The sequence below is a fragment of the Hyphomonas sp. J20-32 genome, from assembly GCF_055808555.1.
In genome coordinates this window covers 3,308,145-3,326,811 of record NZ_CM147873.1, presented here as the reverse complement: position 1 = coordinate 3,326,811, position 18,667 = coordinate 3,308,145, and the positions used below count along the sequence as shown (strand labels likewise).

Genomic DNA, 18,667 nt, shown 5'->3' with positions numbered 1-18,667 from the left:
TTGCGGTGCAGCAACCGGGCGGGGCGCTGGATAATTCGGCTGGTTGATGCAAAAAAATGTTCGAATAGCCGAATCGATCGTGTAAGTGCGCCGTGGGCGCCTGGACGCCGTGACTCGCCGGATTGGGCGCTGAGCGGCGTACAGGGAATGGGGCAGGCCTGAGGAGTGACTGCGTGAACCGCATTACCAGTATTCTGCCGCAACCCGGACGCCGGGTGCGCGCCCAGGACTTCCATGCCAGGGTTCCGTTTCACCATGAGGGGTTCCCTGCCGTCCTGCTCTGGTCGGAAAAGTCCGCATGTACGGTGGCGGCCAAATGGTTCTTCTATCATGTCGGCCTGCTGGACGATGCCCTTGCGGCCAGCCGGTGGGTTCATCACTATGAGCACGAGGTCTTCAAGGCAGATCCGGCCTACGGGAAAAGCTGCGCTCAGGCGATTCGCAACGGAAAGCCGGTGCTCAAGTTTGTTCGCAACCCCTACCTGCGCGCGTTCAGTGGATTCCTGGAAACCTGCAACCGGCGCACGCTGAAGGCTGAAGACCATTGGTCGACCCGCACACGGCGCGCGATTCTCATGGACCTGATGGGTACCGACACCGAGATCGAATATGCCTATTCGTTCCATCAATTCGTGTCGTGGATGGGGCGCCAGCCCAAGAACCGGCTCGACCCGCATCTTGCTCCGCAGTACCAATCCTTCGAATCAAGGATCGAGGTCAAATCGGTGAAGCTGGAAGATCATCCCAACGCGTTCCTGCATGTCGAGAAGGAACTCGGGCTCCGGAGCACGGCCCGGGCGGCCCGCGTGCATTCGTCCGGTCATCATCACGACACCACGCCGACCGGGGCTGCGGTGGCCAAATCCTTGCTCAGCGTAGGCCTTCCGGTTCAGCGGCGATCCGACTTCGCCCTGTTCCAGCCCACAGCCGCTACGATTGCGGCCAGTCCGTCAGGAAAGATCATTCGCCGCGTATTCGCCGACGACTTTACCGCCTATGGGTATGGGGCCGAAGGAGCCCCGACCGAATGAGCACCACTTCCGACGAGATTTCACGCCGCGAGATGCTTCGGCGCCGTTTGATGCGTCGCACGGATTCGGTCGCGTTCGACATTTATGCGTCCATTCGCCTGCATCCGCTGTGGCGGGCGCTCGCCTGGGAAGACCTGCGCCAGAGATACCGCCGTTCGACGCTCGGCATCGCGTGGATGCTGATATCCTTCCTGTTGATGATCGCGATTTTCGTGCTGATTTTCGGACGCGCGTCGCCCGGCAAGACGCAGGCGGAATACACGCTCTACCTGTCGTCGGGGATGATCGTCTGGAACTTCCTGTCGGGCATTGTCGGAAAGGGCGTTTCCGTGTTTGGCGGCAACGGCCCGTGGATCCGGTCGACGCCGGCGCCGTTCACGGTGCTTGTCTTGCGAAACCTCTATTCCAGCATGCTTGAAGCGGCGCTGACGTTTCTCGTGGTGATCCCGATCGTGCTCTATTGCGGCGTGCCGAGCCTGCCAATGCTGGCCGTGGCACTGCTGGCGCTGGTGATCTACGTCATCGCGTCGATCCCGGTGGGCTTGCTGCTCGGCTGCATCGGCGCCTGGTCTGCCGACTTCCAGCAACTGATTCCCGCAATCATGCGGATCGCCTTTTTCGCGACGCCCGTGTTCTGGGACTATGAAGGTCGCGGCGGCATGCGGGTCCAGCTCGCGCACTATAACCCCTTCACCCATTTCCTCGAAATATTCCGGTCGCCGCTGCTCGGTAACTATCCCACGATGGCCAACTGGATCGTGGTCATCTCGGCGACGGCCATTTTGTGGGTCGTCGCCATTTTGGTTTTCAAGTTCTTCCGGTTGCGCCTGGCGGCCTGGGTCTGACACCATGCCTCATATCATCCTGGACTCCGTCAGCTTTTCCTTCCCCATCCGCACCAGCCAGAGCGTCAAGACAAGTACGCCTGCGCCCGGCGCGGATGATCGCCTGCGCCCGGACTGGCGCGGCCGCGCCCGGCGGTTCGAGGTCCTGCGGGACATCAGCCTGAACCTCCAGACTGGCGACAGGCTGGCGATTGTCGGGCGCAACGGGTCGGGCAAGTCAACGCTGCTGCGCCTTTTGCATGGCATCTACCCGCCCGAGCGTGGCCGGATCGATGTTGAGGGCATGACCGACGCCCTGTTCGAACTCAGCCTGGGAACGCGGCCGGTGGCGACCGGTTACGAGAACATCGTTCTTGGCGGCCTGATGCGCGGGTTCCGGCGCGAGGAAGTGCTGGCGAAAGTCGACGAGATTTGCGAATTCGCCGACATCGGCGATTTCCTGTACCTGCCGATGAGCACCTATTCCGCCGGCATGCGCGCGCGCCTTCTCTTTTCGGTCGCCACGGCGTTCGAGCCCGAAATCCTGCTGCTCGACGAGTGGGTGTCAGCCGGGGATGCCGACTTCAAGCGCAAGGCCAAGGCGCGCATGAACGAGCATGTCGAGAAGGCGGGCATCCTGGTTCTGGCATCGCACTCCCACTCGCTCCTCCGCAGCACCTGCACAAAGGCATTGTGGCTCGAAAACGGGCGGGTCATGAAGTTCGGCGAGCTTGATGAGGTGCTGGCCGAGTTCGAGCCGGACGCGCCCCCACCCCGCCCGCCGCGCGGCCGCGGCAAGGGTGCACGTGAACTCCCGGACGAATTTGAGGAATAGATGGTCCGGGCGCGAGCTGGATGGCACTCAACAGCCCTGTCCCGCATGCCAAGGTCAGGTCAGCACAGCAGAGGCCGCAGCAATCGAGACGCCTACAGTTCCACCGAAGGCATTTTCGCGCACGAACACGAGATTGGATTGCGAGACGGGAGACGGAATCGGGCAGGCGACCAGGAACTGTGCCGTGCCTGACGTTTCGCCGGCAAATCCGCGCACCCCGAGAAACGACCCGCCGGTGCCGTCGGGAGAAACGTCGAGCCCGCAATCATTGCCACTGTCCGCCACGGCGGCCATGCGCACCAAGAGTCCCGACTGGTAGAATACCGCGCCGAGTGTGGCCTGGAGCATGGGGCTGATGTCGAGCGCAATCACGCGCCCGCTGGTGACGCCGGTCGGCTCGCCGACCTGCACGCTGTGTCCGGCTGTCCAGTCGGCAAGCGATGCGGCGTCGAGCACCAGCAGCGAGGAGGCGTCCGGCGCGCCGACAATCCAGGCGGACTGGTTGGGCGAAAGGCTCGTGTTCCAGACACGCACCATCGAGACGCCGCCCATGACCGTATCGTTGAAAACCTGGTCGCTGGCCGGTGCAGACAGCGTGAGCGTCGTTCCCGAGACGGATGCGAGCGTAAAACTGCGCGGATTCTGCAGGCGCGACGGGTTGATCCGGTAGATCGACACGGTGCCGTCGCCGCCGGCGAGCGGCAGGAGGGAGCGTTGCGGAACGCCCGAGGCCGGGTGCAGCACCCCGCCCGGAAAGGTGGCCGCACCGGTGCCAGCGTCAAACTGGGCGGCCGACTGGAACATTGCGCCGTCGGTGCTGACGTTCAATGTGAAGTTGTCGTCGCCAATGAGGCCGAACTCGGCGCGGCTCTCCCAGTCAGACTGGAACACGACCGATGCTGTCCCTGACGGGCCGGCCTTGTTGATGATCTTGCGCGCGTCGCCAGACCCCGGCGTCACGTCATCATGGCTGAGCAGCTCGGCGTCCGCCTTGACGGCCAGCCGGTTCGTTGCGTCGGCCTCGGTGTTCACGCCGAACAGCGCGGGCGAGCCGGCGAGTGTCGCGTCGTCCTGCCAGGTCGTGCCGTCAAACGTCATCCGGCGCGCCGTATCTTCGACGAAGCACTGCCATCCGACCTGCGGAACAAGGAATTGCCAGGCGCCGTCTGCATGGTTTGCAATCGTACCGGCCGGCTGGCCAAGCCAGTCGGTGCCGGTCGCATCGGCAGGCAGCAGGTAGGTGTCGCCGGGGGCCGGATCGACCGGTTGGGCGGGAGTGCCCATGGATCGGACCGAGGCCTGCACAAGCACGTCGACCAGGCGCAGGGCTTCATTGTGGGTCACGTGCTTTTGCGCCTGGTTGGGGAAAATATAGGGCAGGGAAAGGCGGCTCGTCTGGCTCATCGGGGGCTCCGTCATGCGCGTGGACCCGGCCGGATCCTTGTTCGCGGGCCCCAATTCTATGCCGAACCGGTGCCCGGTCGGAGCGGCGCGGGCGATCAGGTCGTGAAAAGCCCGTAACCGTTGGGATTTTGATGGCTGATTCGCAGGGATAGAGGCGCCCGTCTTCGCGGTTCGGGCCAGAATTTGCTTTGAAATCGGTCAAGATTCCGGAGGTGGCGCCGGGCGTGAGTTCACGGCGCAGCAGATTGCCGACGCGCTTCAGTTGAAGGCTTGGCAGCATCTGGTGCGCTGGATATAACCGGCATGCGGTTTTCGTCTCGGGGGCGAGGATCCGCGTGTGATGGCGTGCAGGGGAAGTGTAGAGTAATGAAGACTGCCTACTTCACGATCTGTTCGTCGAACTACCTCGCCTACGCGCGCACGCTCTATGCCTCCCTGAAAGAGGCCGATCCCGACTCCGCATTCGATTTCGTGCTGTTCCTGGCCGACGAGATCGAGGACCCGGACGCTTTCCCGGACTTGCCGTTCCGTGTCGTTGAAGCGCGCGATCTCGACATTCCGACGTTCTGGGACATGGCGCTGCGCTATTCGATCATGGAGTTCAACACGGCGATCAAGCCGAGTTGCTTCCGCTTCCTTCTCGAGAAGGAAGGCTATGATGGCGCGATCTATCTCGATCCGGACATTTTTGTCGTCAGGCCGCTGACTCACGTGACGGACGCGCTGGAGGCCGGCGCGAACCTCGTGCTGACGCCGCACATCACCGCCCCGCTCGATGACGGCGGCGACCCGGATGACATCCGCATCCTGCGCACGGGTTGCTACAATCTGGGGTTCCTGGCGGCGCGTCGCAGTGCCGACGTATCGAACCTGATGAGCTGGTGGGCCGAACACCTGAAACAGGATTGCCGCGTCGACCTGGAGAACGGACTGTTCGTCGACCAGAAGTTCATGGATCTCGCCCCATCGATCTGCGAAAAGGCCCATATCCTGCGCCATCCGGGCTACAATACCGCCTACTGGAATCTCAGCCATCGCGAGATCACTCGCACGGCGGACGGATGGCAGGCCGCTGGCCAGCCGCTCCATTTCTTCCACTTCAGCGGCGTCGTTCCGGGCAATCACAGCGTTTTCTCCAAGCACCAGAACCGCTACACGCCTGCGAATATCGGCGCCCTGAAGGAGCTTCACGGCGAATATCTCGACAACCTGATGATGTTCGGCCATGCGCACCTGCGCGAGATTCCCTACGCCTACGGCACGTTCAGCGATGGCACCCGCCTTCCGGACATTTACCGTGCAGCGTTCGGGCATCACCACCGGGCACGCCCGCTCAGCCGCGACGAGGCCTTTGCCGCCGATTTCGAGTGGGCGCTCGAGCCTGAACAGGAAACCGGAACCGCCTTCAAGTCGTTCCCGATATCAAAGCTGCTGTATGAGATATGGCTGCACCGCACGGATCTCCAGAAAGAGTTCAGCCTGTCCACAGCGCAGGGCCGTGAGGCCCTGACCCGGTGGTTCTTCTCGAGTGCGCCAGTGGAGTACGGTCTGCCTCCGGAACTGGTCGGGCGCATGTCGATGATGGTTCGGTCCGATTTCGACAGGGCGGATGTTGCCGTTCATTCAGGCGGGCTTGCCCTGTCGATAACGAGCGCCCGCATGGTGCTCGGCCATGCATCAAAGCTGCGCAAGTTCTATCGCCTGTTTCCTCAGGACGTCCGGACACGTTTACGGTCGGTGTTGCTGCGGGCCGCCTCCAGTACCCCAACCGGCGAACTGTCAGCCCTCAAGCTGCATTCGCGCGGAAGCCTGGACCCTGCCCTCAGGAAGGGCGTCTCGCTCTATGGCTACTTCCAGACTGTCAGCGGTGTCGGTGAAGGCGCCCGGCGCCTGGCAGTCGCACTGTCTGCGCACGGCGTCAATTCGTGCGCGCATGTGCTTGCCTCGCCGGACAGCCAGGCGAATGTGCTAGCCCGGCCCGACGGGTGCGTCCATGGCGCCAGCCCTTACCGGACTGCCCTGTTCCAAGCCAACGCAGACCAGACTGAGCCGGTCCTCGGTAGTATCCCGGCCCGCGACCTGACCGGGAAATACCGGATCGGGTATTGGGCTTGGGAATTGTCACGGTTTCCGAATGTCTGGCATTCGGCGCTCAACTCCTATGACGAAATCTGGGTGCCATCCACGTTCGTGCGCGATGCTGTGGCGAAGGTCACTGAAAAGCGGGTCGAAGTCGTACCGCATCCTGTCCTCACCAGCGCGACTGATGTCGAGCCGGGGTTTCCGGGAATCGAACCGGGCCGGTTTCATTTCCTGTGTGCGGCTGACTTCAATTCCTATATGCGGCGCAAGAACCTGCATGGCGCCTATCACGCATTTTGCAAGGCGTTTCCGGATCGGTCGGACTCCGATCCGAGGTTCGTGGTGAAAACGCATGGCACGGGCGAGCGCAGCGACGACAGGCGCGAAGTCTTTGAGCAGATGTCTTCTGATCCGCGGGTGATCCTCATCGACTCGCCTTTGGACGGAGACAATTACCGGCGGTTGCAGGCGGCCTGCGACAGTTTCGTTTCCCTGCACAGGTCGGAAGGGTTCGGGCTCAACATTGCCGAGTGCATGGCCCTCGGCAAGATCGTGATTGCCACGGGCTATGGCGGCTCGATGGATTTCACCACGCACTCCAATTGCCTCATCGTGCCATACACGCTCGTTCCGGTCGGCGAGGCAGACTACCCCCAGTCCAATCTTCAAGTCTGGGCCTGCCCGGATACTGATGTCGCCGCGCAGCTGATGCGCCGCGCAGCCGAAGGTGGCCCGGACATTGAAGCCATTGGCAAGAATGCAAGGAACATCGCGCAGACGCATTCCGTTGAGGCGATCGGAGCGATTGTCTCCGAGCATCTGGCGCGGATCGACACGCGCTTTTCCTAGCGCAGCCCGTCGCTGTCGAGCGGGCGCACATGTGGTGTTCGCGTGCTCATCTTCCACGGATTCCACGCCATTGTGCGCACGAGGCGCCACAGGCTGGTCTGGCGTTGCATTGTGCGCCAGCCGGTGCCGGAACGTATCCGTCCCATCCCTTTGAAGCCGTCGACAAGGCCACGTGCCGTTGCCCCAAACCGCCCGATCACAGGGCTGCGGGCCAGAATATACACTGTGAGTGCCAGATGGCCGGGCAGGGTCAGGAGCAGAATTGGCCAAGGTGTGTTCTTGGCATAGGTCCAGAGCCGATTGCGCGTTCCGTGATAGATTGAGAATTCAGAATGTCGCCCGGATACGGCGCTACCGGCATGCCGGATGACCGCCGCAGGCACGAATACGCACCTTTCACCAGCCAGCTGCATCCGGTAACCGAGATCGACGTCTTCGCAATAGCAGAAGAAGCGCTCATCAAAGCCATCATGAGCCAGGAAAAGCTCGCGGTCGTACATGGCCGACGCTCCGCAGGGGCTGAAGCAATCCGCCTCGCCAGGCATCTCGGACAGGGCATGCCCGAAACCCCCGCGCCATGGGAACCCGAAAACGAGATAGGCATCGCCAGCTCCGTCCATGCTTCGAGGATCATCCAGGCTGATCTGTGCCGACGCGAAAACGCGCACATCGGCGTGCCGGGCGCTGGCGAGTCTGAGCTGTTGAAGCCAGTCCGGCTCGGCGATCGTGTCGGGGTTCAGCAGGACAAGCCACTTGCCCGAGGCGCGTCTGGCTGCCCAGTTGTTGGCGACAGCAAACCCAAGGTTTTCGTTCATCCGATGGAGTGTGGCAGATTTCATTGCACTAAGGTCAAGGCGCTCGGCCGAGCCGTCGCTCGAAGCATTGTCGACGACGATCAATTCGAAGTCATCATACGTTTGTTGAGCCAGCGAATTGACCGCGTCCTGGATCATGTCGCCAGCATTGTAGTTGACAATGATAATCGTGAATTCAGGACTGAGATGGGTCAGCTGACTCTCCTTTGGCCGCGTCCGCCCCTTCTTTCGGCTCGCAGGGACGGGTCCGTCAATAGGGTGACGGACTGTGAGGTCACCGAGACCTATGCATCAGGTTGTGCTTGCGATATGGTTTCAGATGAAACTTATTGGTGGGTGGCTTGATTTCAGCGCCAGCCGTGATGGAATGAACGCCGTCGCAATCAGGAAAGAAGCAGGTCTGCAGCATGAATGCGTCTCCAACACACCCCATCAAGAACCGGTACCACGCCGCACCGCGGGCAACTGATTTCACAATTGATCAGGACTGGAATTCCTATTCAGCCGAAGAGCACGACAGGTGGGACAGACTGTTCCACCGGCAGCGCGATGTGACACGAAATCGCGGCTGTCAGGCCGCGCTGAATGCGATGGCAACGCTGGAGCTTTCTGCGTCAGGTGTACCAGATATGGAAAAGCTGTCAGACCGGCTTGAGCCCATCACGGGATGGCGAATCGTGCCGGTGGCTGAACTCGTCCCGGATGAGGTGTTTTTCAATCATCTCGCCAACCGGCGATTCCCTGCTGGCGCGTTCATCCGCCCGGAGGCCGAGTTCGACTATCTGCAGGAGCCGGACATCTTCCATGATATTTTCGGCCATGTGCCGATGCTGGCCAATCCGGTTTTTGCCGATTTCATGGAGGCCTATGGCAAAGGTGGCCAGCGCGCGATGGAACTGGGCCAGTTGCATAACCTGGCAAGGCTCTACTGGTACACGGTGGAGTTCGGTCTGATTCGTGAGGCCGGTGGCCTTCGCATCTACGGCGCCGGCATCCTGTCGAGTCCGAACGAGACCGTGTTCGCGATGGAGGCCGACAGCCCCAACCGGATTGCTTTCGACCTGCCGCGCGTCATGCGGACAAAGTACATTATCGACGATTTCCAGCAGACCTATTTCGTCATCGACAGTTTCGAGGCGCTGCTCGAAGCCTGCTACAAGGACTTTGGGAATGTCTATGCGGACGTGAAGGGAAAACCCGACTTCGAGGCGCACGAGATATCCGCGGGGGACGATGTTCTCCATCGCGGAACTCTGGCTTATTTCCGCAAACGCAAGGCAGGCCTGTGAAGGCAACCGCCTAGACCTCTTGACCGTTCAGGAAAAAGCCCGCACCCCGCTGTGATGCATTATGTCCCTCGCATCCTCGTTACCGGTGGCGCCGGCTTCATCGGTTCTTTCCTGTGTGAACGGCTACTCGAAACCGGGGCGGAAGTCCTGTGTGTCGACAATTTCTTCACCGGACGGCGCACGAATGTCGCCCATTTGCTCGACGACCCGAAATTCGAAGTGATGCGTCACGACGTGACGTTTCCGCTGTTTGTGGAAGTTGACCAGATTTACAATCTAGCCTGCCCGGCCAGCCCGATCCACTACCAGTTCGACCCCGTCCAGACGACCAAGACCAGCGTCCACGGCGCGATCAACATGCTGGGGCTCGCCAAGCGGACGCGGGCGCGCATCCTCCAGGCCTCGACGTCTGAAGTCTACGGCGATCCCGTGATCCACCCGCAGACGGAGGACTATTGGGGCAACGTCAATCCGATCGGACCGCGCAGTTGCTATGATGAAGGCAAGCGTTGCGCCGAAACGCTGTTTTTCGACTATTACCGCCAGCACAAGGTCGAGATCAAAGTCGCCCGCATCTTCAACACATACGGTCCGCGCATGCATCCGAACGATGGCCGGGTCGTCTCGAACTTCATCGTGCAGGCGTTGAAGGGTGAGGACATCACGCTCTATGGCGACGGCCAGCAAACGCGCAGTTTCTGCTATGTGTCTGACTTGGTGACGGGACTGATTTCGCTGATGGGAACAGGGCCCGAATTTGTGGGGCCGGTAAATATCGGAAACCCGGGCGAATTCACGATCCGCCAACTGGCCGAACGGATTATCGACCTGACGGGCTCCAAGTCCAAACTGGTGCACAAGCCGCTGCCGCAGGACGACCCCAAGCAGCGCCAACCCGATATCACGTTGGCACGGGACAAGCTCAGTTGGGAACCAACTGTCAAGCTGGACGACGGCCTGAAACCGACGATCGCCTATTTCGAGGAAGAAATTCAGCAGATGCTATGAATGGTGGGCCCGGCAGGACTCGAACCTGCGACCAAACCGTTATGAGCGGTCCGCTCTAACCAACTGAGCTACGGGCCCTTCTGAAGTTCCCGTTTAAGCATGGCTTTCACCCGTGGCAATGGCGCAATTCATGGCTTTTGGTCACGAAATTGCATTGGGTCAGATGATAAACAGATTGAAATGCGTGACAGGGCCGGATTCACATTGAATCGACCGGATTCGTCTGCAAGGATGCCATTATGAAGCAGGTTCTGGTGACTGGAGGGGCGGGCTATATTGGCACGCACACTTGCGTCGAACTGCTTTCACGCGGGTATTCCCCTGTTGTCGTCGACAATTTCGTCAATAGCAGCCCGGCCTCGCTCGACCGTGTGAGGCGCCTGACCAATCATGAATTGCCCTCCTATGAGGCTGACGTGCGTGATACCGACCGGATCACGGAAATCCTGTTGAAGCACAAATGCGATTCGGTCATTCATTTTGCCGGCCTCAAGGCTGTCGGGGATTCTGTTGCCAAGCCGCTCGATTATTACAGCGCCAATGTGATCGGCACACATAGCCTGCTGACGGCGATGATGAATGCCGGGACGCGGCGCTTCGTGTTCAGTTCCAGCGCGACGGTCTATGGCGAGCCGGTCTTCCTGCCCTATACCGAGAGCCATCCGCTCAGCCCGACGAACCCCTACGGCCAGACCAAGCTGTCGGTCGAATTGATGCTCAACGATCTGGTCGAATCTGGCGGGATGACCGATGTTGCGATCCTGCGCTACTTCAACCCCATCGGCGCGCATGCCAGCGGGCAAATCGGCGAAGACCCGCATGGCGTGCCCAACAACCTGATGCCCTATGTTGCGCAGGTCGCTGTCGGGCGGCGCCCGGCGCTGAACGTGTTCGGGAACGATTATGACACGCCGGATGGCACAGGCGTGCGCGACTACCTGCATGTCGTCGATCTTGCCCGGGCCCATGTCCTGGCGCTGGAAAGATTTGAGCGCGAGCCGGGGGCGATCACGGTCAATCTCGGCACCGGGCAGGGCACCTCCGTGCTCGAACTGGTCTCGGCCTTCGAGGCTGCGAGCGGGCGAAAGGTACCCATGAATTTCGTTCCGCGGCGCTGCGGTGACATTGCCGCATTCTGGGCAGATCCGCGTCAGGCCGAAGCGCTGCTCGGGTGGCGGGCGGAGTACGGTCTGTCGGACATGTGCCGCGACCAATGGGCCTGGCAAAGCCAGAATCCCAACGGCTTCGACGCAGCCTGAAATCACGCCGATTTTTTGGAGCCGCCGGCAACCTTTGCCGTGTTGCGGCCTTAATCCTTTGGGACATATGGCCACCAACAATAGGGAGTCCCGACAATGCCGAAACCAAACTCAATGGCCGCCGCCATGGGCATCTGCGCCCTCGCTTTGTCGCCGGCAGCCTGCGCGCAGATGCCGATGAGCCAGGCCGCTCCAGGCCAAGCGGGCCACATGATGGTGATGCCGAATCCGAACTCCATCCAGCCGGAAACCACGCTCGATATATCCGCGGAAGGCCAGGTCATGCGTGAACCGGATATCGCCTATCTCTCGGCTGGCGTTCAGGCCGATGCCGATACTGCGCAGGCGGCCATGCAGCAGCAGGCCAATGCGATGACGGGCGTTTTCGATGCGTTGGCCAAGGCCGGCGTCGAGAAGAAGGACATGCAGACCTCGAACTTCTCGCTGCAGCCGCGCTACACTTATGTCGAAATCAATGACGGCAAGGGCCGAACGCGCGGCGAACAGCGGCTCGATGGCTACACAGCCTCCAACCAGTTGACCGTGAAAGTGCGCGATCTCGACAATCTCGGTGCCACGATGGACAGCTTGGTTTCGACCGGCGGCAACACGTTCTCGGGCATCAGCTTCGCCCTCGACAATGATGACGACGTGCGCGCCGAAGCCCGCCGCATGGCCATGGAACAGGCGCTCGCCAAAGCCAATCTCTATGCCGGTGCAGCTGGCCTCAAGGTCGCCCGGATTGTCACCATTTCAGAGGGCGGCGATTATAGCCCTCAGCCGATGGCGATGATGTCGCGCAGCAAGGAAATGGCGATGGATTCCTCCACGCCGATTTCAGGTGGCGAAGTGGGCTACACAGCCCGCGTCAATGTCCGGTTCGAACTGGTGAAATAGGCCAGGTCCAACTTGAAAGTCTGACTAACGGCAGTTCCTGACGGAGCTGCCGTTTTTCATGCCTGATCGGTATCAGACATAGCCTTCGGCGAGCAGGTCTTTCATGTCGACGATGCCGATGGGGCGGCCGTCCTCCACGACAAAAGCGTTGGAGATGCGGTGCTCGCTGAGGCGCTTGATGACGACAGCGAGGCGCTCCTCTGGCGCAACGGTGCGCGGATCGGGCGTCATGACGGAAGCGGCGTCGCCGTCGAGTTTACCGGCCAGCATGGCGCGGCGAAGGTCTCCGTCCGTTACCATGCCGATCATTCGGCCATCCACGCTCAGGACCGCGACGCAGCCCTTGCGACCTTCAGAGACCGCGAGGATCACCTCCTGCACACTGGCGTCTGTTGCCACGACGGGGATATCTTCAGGCCGGTCGGCGACGTAATCGCCTGCAGTTTGCAGCGAGCGGCCCAGCTTGCCGCCTGGGTGGCGGCTGCCGAAGTCTTCCCGGCTGAAGCCGCGCCGATCCATCAGGAGAATCGTAAGGGCGTCGCCCAGGGCAAGGGCCATCGTCGTGGACGATGTCGGGGCGAGACCATTGGGGCAGGCTTCGGCGACTGTCGGCATGTGCAGGACGATATTGGAGAGGCGGCCGAGCGTGGAATCCGGGGCGCGGGTCATGCCGATCACGGGGATCGCATGGCTGCGGCAGTAGCGCAGGAGGTCGACCATCTCGCGGCTTTCCCCGGAATAGGAAATGGCGAGCACGACGGAGCCCGGCGCGATCATGCCGAGGTCGCCGTGGCTGGCTTCAGTCGGGTGAAGGAAGAATGAGGGGGTGCCCGTGGAAGCGAGGCTGGCGGCGATCTTCTGGCCGATATGGCCGGATTTGCCGACGCCTGCGACGATGACATAGCGATCCGTCGCCATGATGATGTCTGCGGCCTGGACAATGGTATCGTCGATGCCGGCTTCGAGTTTCTCAAGCGCATCCCGCTCGATGCGGATGACATTGCGCGCGAGATCGATCTCTGACTCGGTTTTCAAGGACGGCTCCCTAAAGGCTATGCGCACAGGCGTCTGCCCGAATGGGAGCGTTCGTCAAGCCTTGGAAGTGCGATCGGCGCGTCAGAGCTATTGCGCGAATTGGCGAGCTTCGTATTCGCTGACCGTAAATGCGGGGCGGCCTGCCGGGATGACAACGGTCGCACCGTCGAAACTGGTCGGCGTGGCGTCGCCCTGTTCGAATTCCGGCTCTGCGGCCTGGCCGGCATCGGCGACAAGCACCTCCTCGGCTTCTTCTTCATCATCGGACTCGGATGCAAGCGCGGGTTCCGGCGCAGGCAGGGGTTTGAAGTTGATCGCTCGGGCAGCGGTTGCCACGCTGAGGCGTTGGCCGTTGAGCATTGGCTCAGCAGCGGCGTCGAGGTCAGCTGATGACCCGTTGAATGCCGAGAAGGCCATCTCGATATTGCGGCCGGGATCGGCGGGATCATCGGGAATTTCATAAGTGTGGAAGGCGGCCTCGACGAGCGCTGCGACATGGGCATTCCGCGACTTGGAGGTGCTGCCACCGAGCATGATGGCGATGATCCGGTGACCGTCGCGCTGGGCCGACGTCATCAGGTTGAAACCGGAAGCCCGGGTGTAGCCGGTCTTGATGCCGTCGACGCCGTCGACTGTCTTGAGCAGTTCGTTGTGGTTCTTGTAGGTCTTGCCGGCCCAGCTGAAATGGGGCCTGGAGAAATAATGGTAGGACTCGCCGTGATTATCGAGCATCGCTTCGGCAAGGATAGCGAGATCGCGCGCGGTGCTGACCTGACGAGTGTCAGGCAGGCCTGATGCGTTGACGAAAGTCGTGTTCTCCAGACCGAGGCTCTGCGCCTTGACGGTCATGAGGCGGGCGAATCGGGTTTCGGTGCGACCGAGGCGCTCGGCGACTACGACGGCGACATCATTGGCAGACTTGGTGACGAGGGCGCCAATGGCATCGCGCACGGTGATGGACGAGTTGGGTCTTAGCTTGAGGTTGGACGGGGCCTGGTTGGCGGCATAACGCGATACCATGAGCCGTTCGTCCAGCGTGACTTCGCCAGCCTCCAGCGCATCGAACAGCATGTAGAGAGTCATGACTTTGGTCAGCGATGCCGGATATCGCGCGTCGTCGGCGTTGCGGGCGTGGAGCACTTCGTTCGTGTCAGCGTCGATCACGATGGATGCGTACTTTTCGGCGAAAGCCACAGGCGCAGACAGTCCCGTCGTGACGAGCATTGCCGCAAAGGCAAGTGTTCTTAACACTGGGGCTAAAGCACGCTGTTTCATAGTGGCCTACCTTCGAAAAAGTATTAACCCCGAGCCGCCCGAGGTTTACGATAGAGTCGCCGAAATGCGTTGACCAGACCTTAACGCAGGGTTGGACATCAAATTTCGGCAATCTGGACGTGACTGTGCAAAAACCGTGCAGGAATGCCTATGTTGCGGCGCACAAAATATGTTGCAATTGCGAGAAGATTGGCTATAATGTCACACGACTCAGGAAAAGGATACGACCATGGCCAAGTCACCGAAAACCGCCCCCAAAGCAAAAACAGCCACGACCGCGAAAGCCGAGGCGCACGCTTCCGAAGCTGCGACCAAAATGCTCGACGGCGGCCTGGACAAGATCTCCGATATCGCTGCCAAGTTCGGCACCTTCGCCGAAGATGGCGTCAAGTCGATGACTGAACGCGCCACTGCCTCGACCGAGGTGATGCGCACGATTGGCAGCCGCAATGTGGACTTCCTCACCCGCACAATTGAGCAGGGCGTCGAAGCCACCCAAGCGATGACGAGCGCGAAAGACCCGCGCAAGCTCATGGAAATCCAATCAGGCTTTGCAAAATCCCTGTTTTCTGCCTATACGTCAGAAGTGAACGCACAAGCTGAGCTCTGCATGCTCGCATGGCGTGACGCTGCCAAGCCCTTCACTACGGCTTGGGCCAGCAAGTAAGCTCCTGAGGTCCGATGGGGTTTGCCCTGTCAGGCAGTAGAGTGGGTAGATTAAGGAGAGCCGGGCCTGTTTGGCCCGGTTCTTTGTTGTTGGGGCTCATGTTTTTCGCGTGGTATCCGCCGGGCAAGGCGACTACGATGGTGGCATGACCGATTTTATCGACTTCCAGACTTTCAAGCGGTCGGCGAAACCCAACAACTGGCTCGTCGCTCCGGACGGCTTTGTTGACGCTGCCATGCCGGACGAATCATCGCCGGTCTTCGACCGCACGCCAGAGGCGCTGTTCGAGGACATCCTGCAGATGGTCGCGGCGCGCGGCGATTGGAAGATCAAAGCGTCTGACCCGGCGGCAGGCCGTATCAGTTTCATTGCGGTGACCAAGTTGCTTCGGTTCAAGGATGATGTCGACATTCTGGTGCTACCGGTCGCAGGGCACGACCACCAGTCGACGCTCGTCGTCTACTCACGATCACGGGTCGGCTACTCCGATCTCGGGACCAATGGCAAACGTGTGAACGCGCTGCTCAGCGCGCTCGCCATGCCCTAAAAGCAGGCAAGTCATGCTTTTGCCACGCTTGGTCTCTTCAATCTCACGCAGGAACGTATATCTTATGGTCATGACCATGACATCTGATCTTGTCCGGATGAGCGATCCGAACTTGCCGGGTCCGCCGGCGGGCAATCCGCCCGGTGGCGGAGACGGCATTGGTGTCGACATCGTCACGCAGACGCGGATCAAGACTAAAAAGCCTTCGCTTTATCGGGTCTTGCTGCTGAACGACGACTACACGCCGATGGAATTCGTCGTCTATATTCTTGAGCGCTATTTCAATCGCTCGCGGGAACAGGCGACGCGGATCATGCTGCACGTCCATCAAAAGGGCGTCGGATTGTGCGGAGTGTACACCTACGAAGTGGCGGAAACAAAAGTCGCTCAGGTGCTTGACCTTGCCAAACGCCATGAACACCCTCTCCAATGCGTTATGGAGAAAGAAGACTAGATTCACCCCCCGACCCCTGAAAGGTCCCCCAAAGTGCCACGATTGTCCCACTCTCTCGAAACAGCTCTCGAAAAGGCGCTCACGCTCGCGTCCGAACGCGACCATGAGTATGCCACACTGGAACACCTCCTGCTGGCGCTGACGGAAGATGAGCATGCCCGCGAAGTCATGGGAGCCTGCAAGGTCGATATTGAAGCGCTGACCGGCGACCTCGTGCGATATATCGACGAAGAGCTCTCCAGCCTCATCCTGGAAGAAAGCGAAGGCCGTGTGCAGCCGACCGCCGCGTTCCAGCGTGTCGTCCAGCGCGCAATCCTGCACGTCGAAAGTTCGGGCCGCGATGAAGTGACCGGGGCCAATGTGCTGGTCTCGATTTTCTCCGAGCGCGAAAGCCATGCTGCCTACTTCCTGCAAGAGCAGGACATGACGCGCTATGATGCCGTGAACTTCATTTCGCATGGCGTTGCCAAGCAGCCCGGCATGTCGCGACCGACGAGCCCGCGTGGCTCCGAAGGGGGCGAAGAAGAAGCTGTGAAGCAGGGGCACGAGGCGCTCGACGCTTATTGCGTGAACCTCAATGCCAAGGCACGCGCCGGCAAGATTGACCCGCTGATCGGCCGCGACATGGAGGTGAACCGCTGCATCGAAGTGCTTTGCCGCCGCAACAAGAACAATCCGATTCTCGTGGGCGACCCGGGCGTTGGCAAAACAGCCATCGCTGAAGGGCTCGCCAAGCGCATTGTTGACGGCGACGCGCCGGAAATCCTGGACGAAGCAATCATCTGGTCGCTCGACATGGGAGCCCTGCTGGCGGGCACGCGTTATCGCGGTGATTTCGAGGAACGGCTCAAATCCGTGATGAAGGAGCTTGAACAACAGGAAAAGGCCATCCTGTTCATTGATGAAATTCACACCATCATCGGCGCCGGCGCTACGTCTGGCGGCGCCATGGATGCATCGAACCTGCTCAAGCCTGCGCTTCAGAACGGCGGCTTGCGCTGCATGGGCTCGACGACGTTCAAGGAATACAAGCAGCACTTTGAAAAGGATCGCGCCCTGTCTCGAAGGTTCCGCAAGATCGACGTGGTCGAGCCGACTGTGCCGGATGCGGTCAAGATCCTGACCGGCCTGAAGCCCCGCTTCGAGGATTTCCATGGCCTGCGTTACACGAATGATGCGATCAAGGCAGCCGTGGAACTGTCGGACCGCTATATCACTGACCGCAAGCTGCCCGACAAGGCGATCGATGTGATTGACGAAGCGGGCGCGGCGCAATGGCTGCTGCCGGCCAATAAGCGCAAGAAACAGGTAGGTATCCGCGACGTGGAAGCCGTGGTCGCCAAAATCGCGCGCATCCCCCCCAAACAAGTGTCGAGCGACGATGTCGTTGCGCTCAAGTCTCTCGAGACGGACCTGCAGCGTGTCGTATTCGGCCAGGACAACGCCATCACCGCTCTGTCGGCGGCGATCAAGCTTGCCAGGGCAGGCCTGCGCGAGCCGAACAAGCCCATCGGCTCCTACCTGTTCACCGGCCCGACCGGTGTCGGCAAGACCGAAGTCGCCAAGCAGCTCGCCTCGATCATGGGCGTCGAGATGCTGCGCTTCGACATGTCGGAATACATGGAGCGCCACACGGTATCCCGCCTGATAGGCGCGCCTCCTGGCTATGTTGGTTATGACGAGGGCGGCCTGCTGACCGATGGTGTCGACCAGCATCCGCATTGCGTGCTGCTGCTCGACGAGATCGAGAAGGCGCACCCGGACCTGTTCAACATCCTGCTTCAGGTCATGGACAATGGTGCGCTGACGGATGCGAACGGTCGCAAGGTCGACTTCCGCAATGTCATCCTGATCATGACGACGAATGCGGGCGCATCTGATGCGTCGAAGAACGCAATCGGTTTTGGCCGCGGCAAGAAGGATGACGAGCAGGAAGAAGCACTCAAGCGCCTGTTCACTCCGGAATTCCGGAACCGTCTTGATGCGACGATCACGTTCGGCGGACTGACACCGGAGATCATTGACCGCGTGGTCGAGAAGTTCATCCTGCAGCTGGAAGTGCAACTGGAAGATCGCAACGTCTCGATCGAGATCACAAAGGCGGCCCGGGACTGGCTGGCCAAGCGCGGCTTTGATCCGGACATGGGGGCGCGGCCGCTGTCGCGCACGATTCAGGAGCACGTCAAGAAGCCGATGGCCGAAGAATTGTTGTTCGGCAAGCTTCAGAAGGGTGGTCTGGTCAAGATCGATATCGACAAGAAGGACGAAGAGAAGCTCGCCTTCAAATATGTTGTCGAGCCTGCCAAGAAGCGCTCCGCCAAGAAGGACAGTACCGAAGAGCCCGCTTGATCGGCGAGCCCGACACCAAACAGAAAAAACAGGCCGCCCTGCTTTGC

The 18,667-nt window shown here is 60.6% G+C and carries 16 protein-coding genes and 1 tRNA gene; 12 read left to right on the top strand and 5 right to left on the bottom strand.

The genetic code is table 11. The annotated features are described in order from the left end of the window. Positions 1-173 precede the first annotated feature (173 nt). The 3 genes from AC0L7I_RS16175 to AC0L7I_RS16165 are packed head-to-tail and all read left to right on the top strand — an operon-like array spanning position 174 to position 2,690. Complete coding sequence (locus tag AC0L7I_RS16175; RefSeq protein ID WP_473397456.1) at positions 174-1,031, top strand: hypothetical protein; 858 nt, start codon at positions 174-176, stop codon at positions 1,029-1,031. Continuing rightward, positions 1,028-1,876 (top strand): ABC transporter permease, encoded by an 849-nt coding sequence (locus tag AC0L7I_RS16170; protein ID WP_473397455.1) that lies wholly within the window; start codon positions 1,028-1,030, stop codon positions 1,874-1,876. The genes AC0L7I_RS16175 and AC0L7I_RS16170 overlap by 4 nt, the downstream gene beginning before the upstream one ends. Before the next feature lie 4 nt (positions 1,877-1,880). Further along, positions 1,881-2,690: an ABC transporter ATP-binding protein gene (locus AC0L7I_RS16165; protein ID WP_473397454.1), complete on the top strand. Its 810-nt coding sequence runs from the start codon at positions 1,881-1,883 to the stop codon at positions 2,688-2,690. A 54-nt stretch (positions 2,691-2,744) separates the two neighbouring features. Here the strand turns inward: AC0L7I_RS16165 and AC0L7I_RS16160 are convergent, their stop codons facing one another. Further along, on the bottom strand, positions 2,745-4,094 hold the full coding sequence (locus AC0L7I_RS16160) for a DUF2793 domain-containing protein (protein WP_473397453.1): 1,350 nt from the start codon (positions 4,092-4,094) through the stop codon (positions 2,745-2,747). Positions 4,095-4,460: 366 nt separating this feature from the next. Here AC0L7I_RS16160 and AC0L7I_RS16155 point away from each other — a divergent pair, with 366 nt between their 5' ends. Continuing rightward, positions 4,461-7,025: a glycosyltransferase gene (locus AC0L7I_RS16155; protein ID WP_473397452.1), complete on the top strand. Its 2,565-nt coding sequence runs from the start codon at positions 4,461-4,463 to the stop codon at positions 7,023-7,025. On the opposite strand, the gene AC0L7I_RS16150 is transcribed toward AC0L7I_RS16155, so the two are convergent. Beyond that, positions 7,022-8,008, bottom strand: a complete 987-nt coding sequence (locus tag AC0L7I_RS16150; protein ID WP_473399168.1) for a glycosyltransferase family 2 protein — start codon at positions 8,006-8,008, stop codon at positions 7,022-7,024. The two genes, AC0L7I_RS16155 and AC0L7I_RS16150, sit on opposite strands and share 4 nt — an antisense overlap. A gap of 239 nt (positions 8,009-8,247) precedes the next feature. Here AC0L7I_RS16150 and phhA point away from each other — a divergent pair, with 239 nt between their 5' ends. Both phhA and AC0L7I_RS16140 read left to right on the top strand, forming a co-directional pair. Beyond that, positions 8,248-9,129: a phenylalanine 4-monooxygenase gene (gene phhA, locus AC0L7I_RS16145; RefSeq protein ID WP_473397451.1), complete on the top strand. Its 882-nt coding sequence runs from the start codon at positions 8,248-8,250 to the stop codon at positions 9,127-9,129. A 54-nt stretch (positions 9,130-9,183) separates the two neighbouring features. Next, positions 9,184-10,137, top strand: a complete 954-nt coding sequence (locus AC0L7I_RS16140; protein ID WP_473397450.1) for a UDP-glucuronic acid decarboxylase family protein — start codon at positions 9,184-9,186, stop codon at positions 10,135-10,137. 1 nt (position 10,138) lies between these two features. Here AC0L7I_RS16140 and AC0L7I_RS16135 read toward each other — a convergent pair. After that, a tRNA-Ile gene (locus AC0L7I_RS16135) sits at positions 10,139-10,215 on the bottom strand. 161 nt (positions 10,216-10,376) lie between these two features. On the opposite strand from AC0L7I_RS16135, the gene galE reads away from it, so the two are divergent. Together galE and AC0L7I_RS16125 are read left to right on the top strand one after the other, a co-directional pair. Then, on the top strand, positions 10,377-11,396 hold the full coding sequence (gene galE / locus AC0L7I_RS16130) for a UDP-glucose 4-epimerase GalE (protein WP_473397449.1): 1,020 nt from the start codon (positions 10,377-10,379) through the stop codon (positions 11,394-11,396). A gap of 96 nt (positions 11,397-11,492) precedes the next feature. Beyond that, positions 11,493-12,293, top strand: a complete 801-nt coding sequence (locus AC0L7I_RS16125; RefSeq protein WP_473397448.1) for an SIMPL domain-containing protein — start codon at positions 11,493-11,495, stop codon at positions 12,291-12,293. Between the two features lie 72 nt (positions 12,294-12,365). Here the strand turns inward: AC0L7I_RS16125 and AC0L7I_RS16120 are convergent, their stop codons facing one another. Together AC0L7I_RS16120 and AC0L7I_RS16115 are read right to left on the bottom strand one after the other, a co-directional pair. Beyond that, positions 12,366-13,328 carry a KpsF/GutQ family sugar-phosphate isomerase gene (locus AC0L7I_RS16120; RefSeq protein WP_473397447.1) on the bottom strand — a complete coding sequence of 321 codons (963 nt, stop codon included), beginning with the start codon at positions 13,326-13,328 and terminating at the stop codon, positions 12,366-12,368. Positions 13,329-13,415: 87 nt separating this feature from the next. Beyond that, positions 13,416-14,552 carry a D-alanyl-D-alanine carboxypeptidase family protein gene (locus tag AC0L7I_RS16115; RefSeq protein WP_473397446.1) on the bottom strand — a complete coding sequence of 379 codons (1,137 nt, stop codon included), beginning with the start codon at positions 14,550-14,552 and terminating at the stop codon, positions 13,416-13,418. Between the two features lie 280 nt (positions 14,553-14,832). Here AC0L7I_RS16115 and AC0L7I_RS16110 point away from each other — a divergent pair, with 280 nt between their 5' ends. The 4 genes from AC0L7I_RS16110 to clpA all read left to right on the top strand — a co-directional run bounded on the left by AC0L7I_RS16110 (position 14,833) and on the right by clpA (position 18,620). Then, positions 14,833-15,270 (top strand): phasin family protein, encoded by a 438-nt coding sequence (locus tag AC0L7I_RS16110; protein WP_473397445.1) that lies wholly within the window; start codon positions 14,833-14,835, stop codon positions 15,268-15,270. A gap of 145 nt (positions 15,271-15,415) precedes the next feature. After that, complete coding sequence (locus AC0L7I_RS16105) at positions 15,416-15,817, top strand: DUF1499 domain-containing protein (RefSeq protein ID WP_473397444.1); 402 nt, start codon at positions 15,416-15,418, stop codon at positions 15,815-15,817. A 97-nt stretch (positions 15,818-15,914) separates the two neighbouring features. Next, on the top strand, positions 15,915-16,271 hold the full coding sequence (gene clpS / locus AC0L7I_RS16100) for an ATP-dependent Clp protease adapter ClpS (protein ID WP_473397443.1): 357 nt from the start codon (positions 15,915-15,917) through the stop codon (positions 16,269-16,271). Between the two features lie 33 nt (positions 16,272-16,304). Continuing rightward, complete coding sequence (gene clpA, locus AC0L7I_RS16095; protein ID WP_473397442.1) at positions 16,305-18,620, top strand: ATP-dependent Clp protease ATP-binding subunit ClpA; 2,316 nt, start codon at positions 16,305-16,307, stop codon at positions 18,618-18,620. Positions 18,621-18,667: the final 47 nt, after the last annotated feature.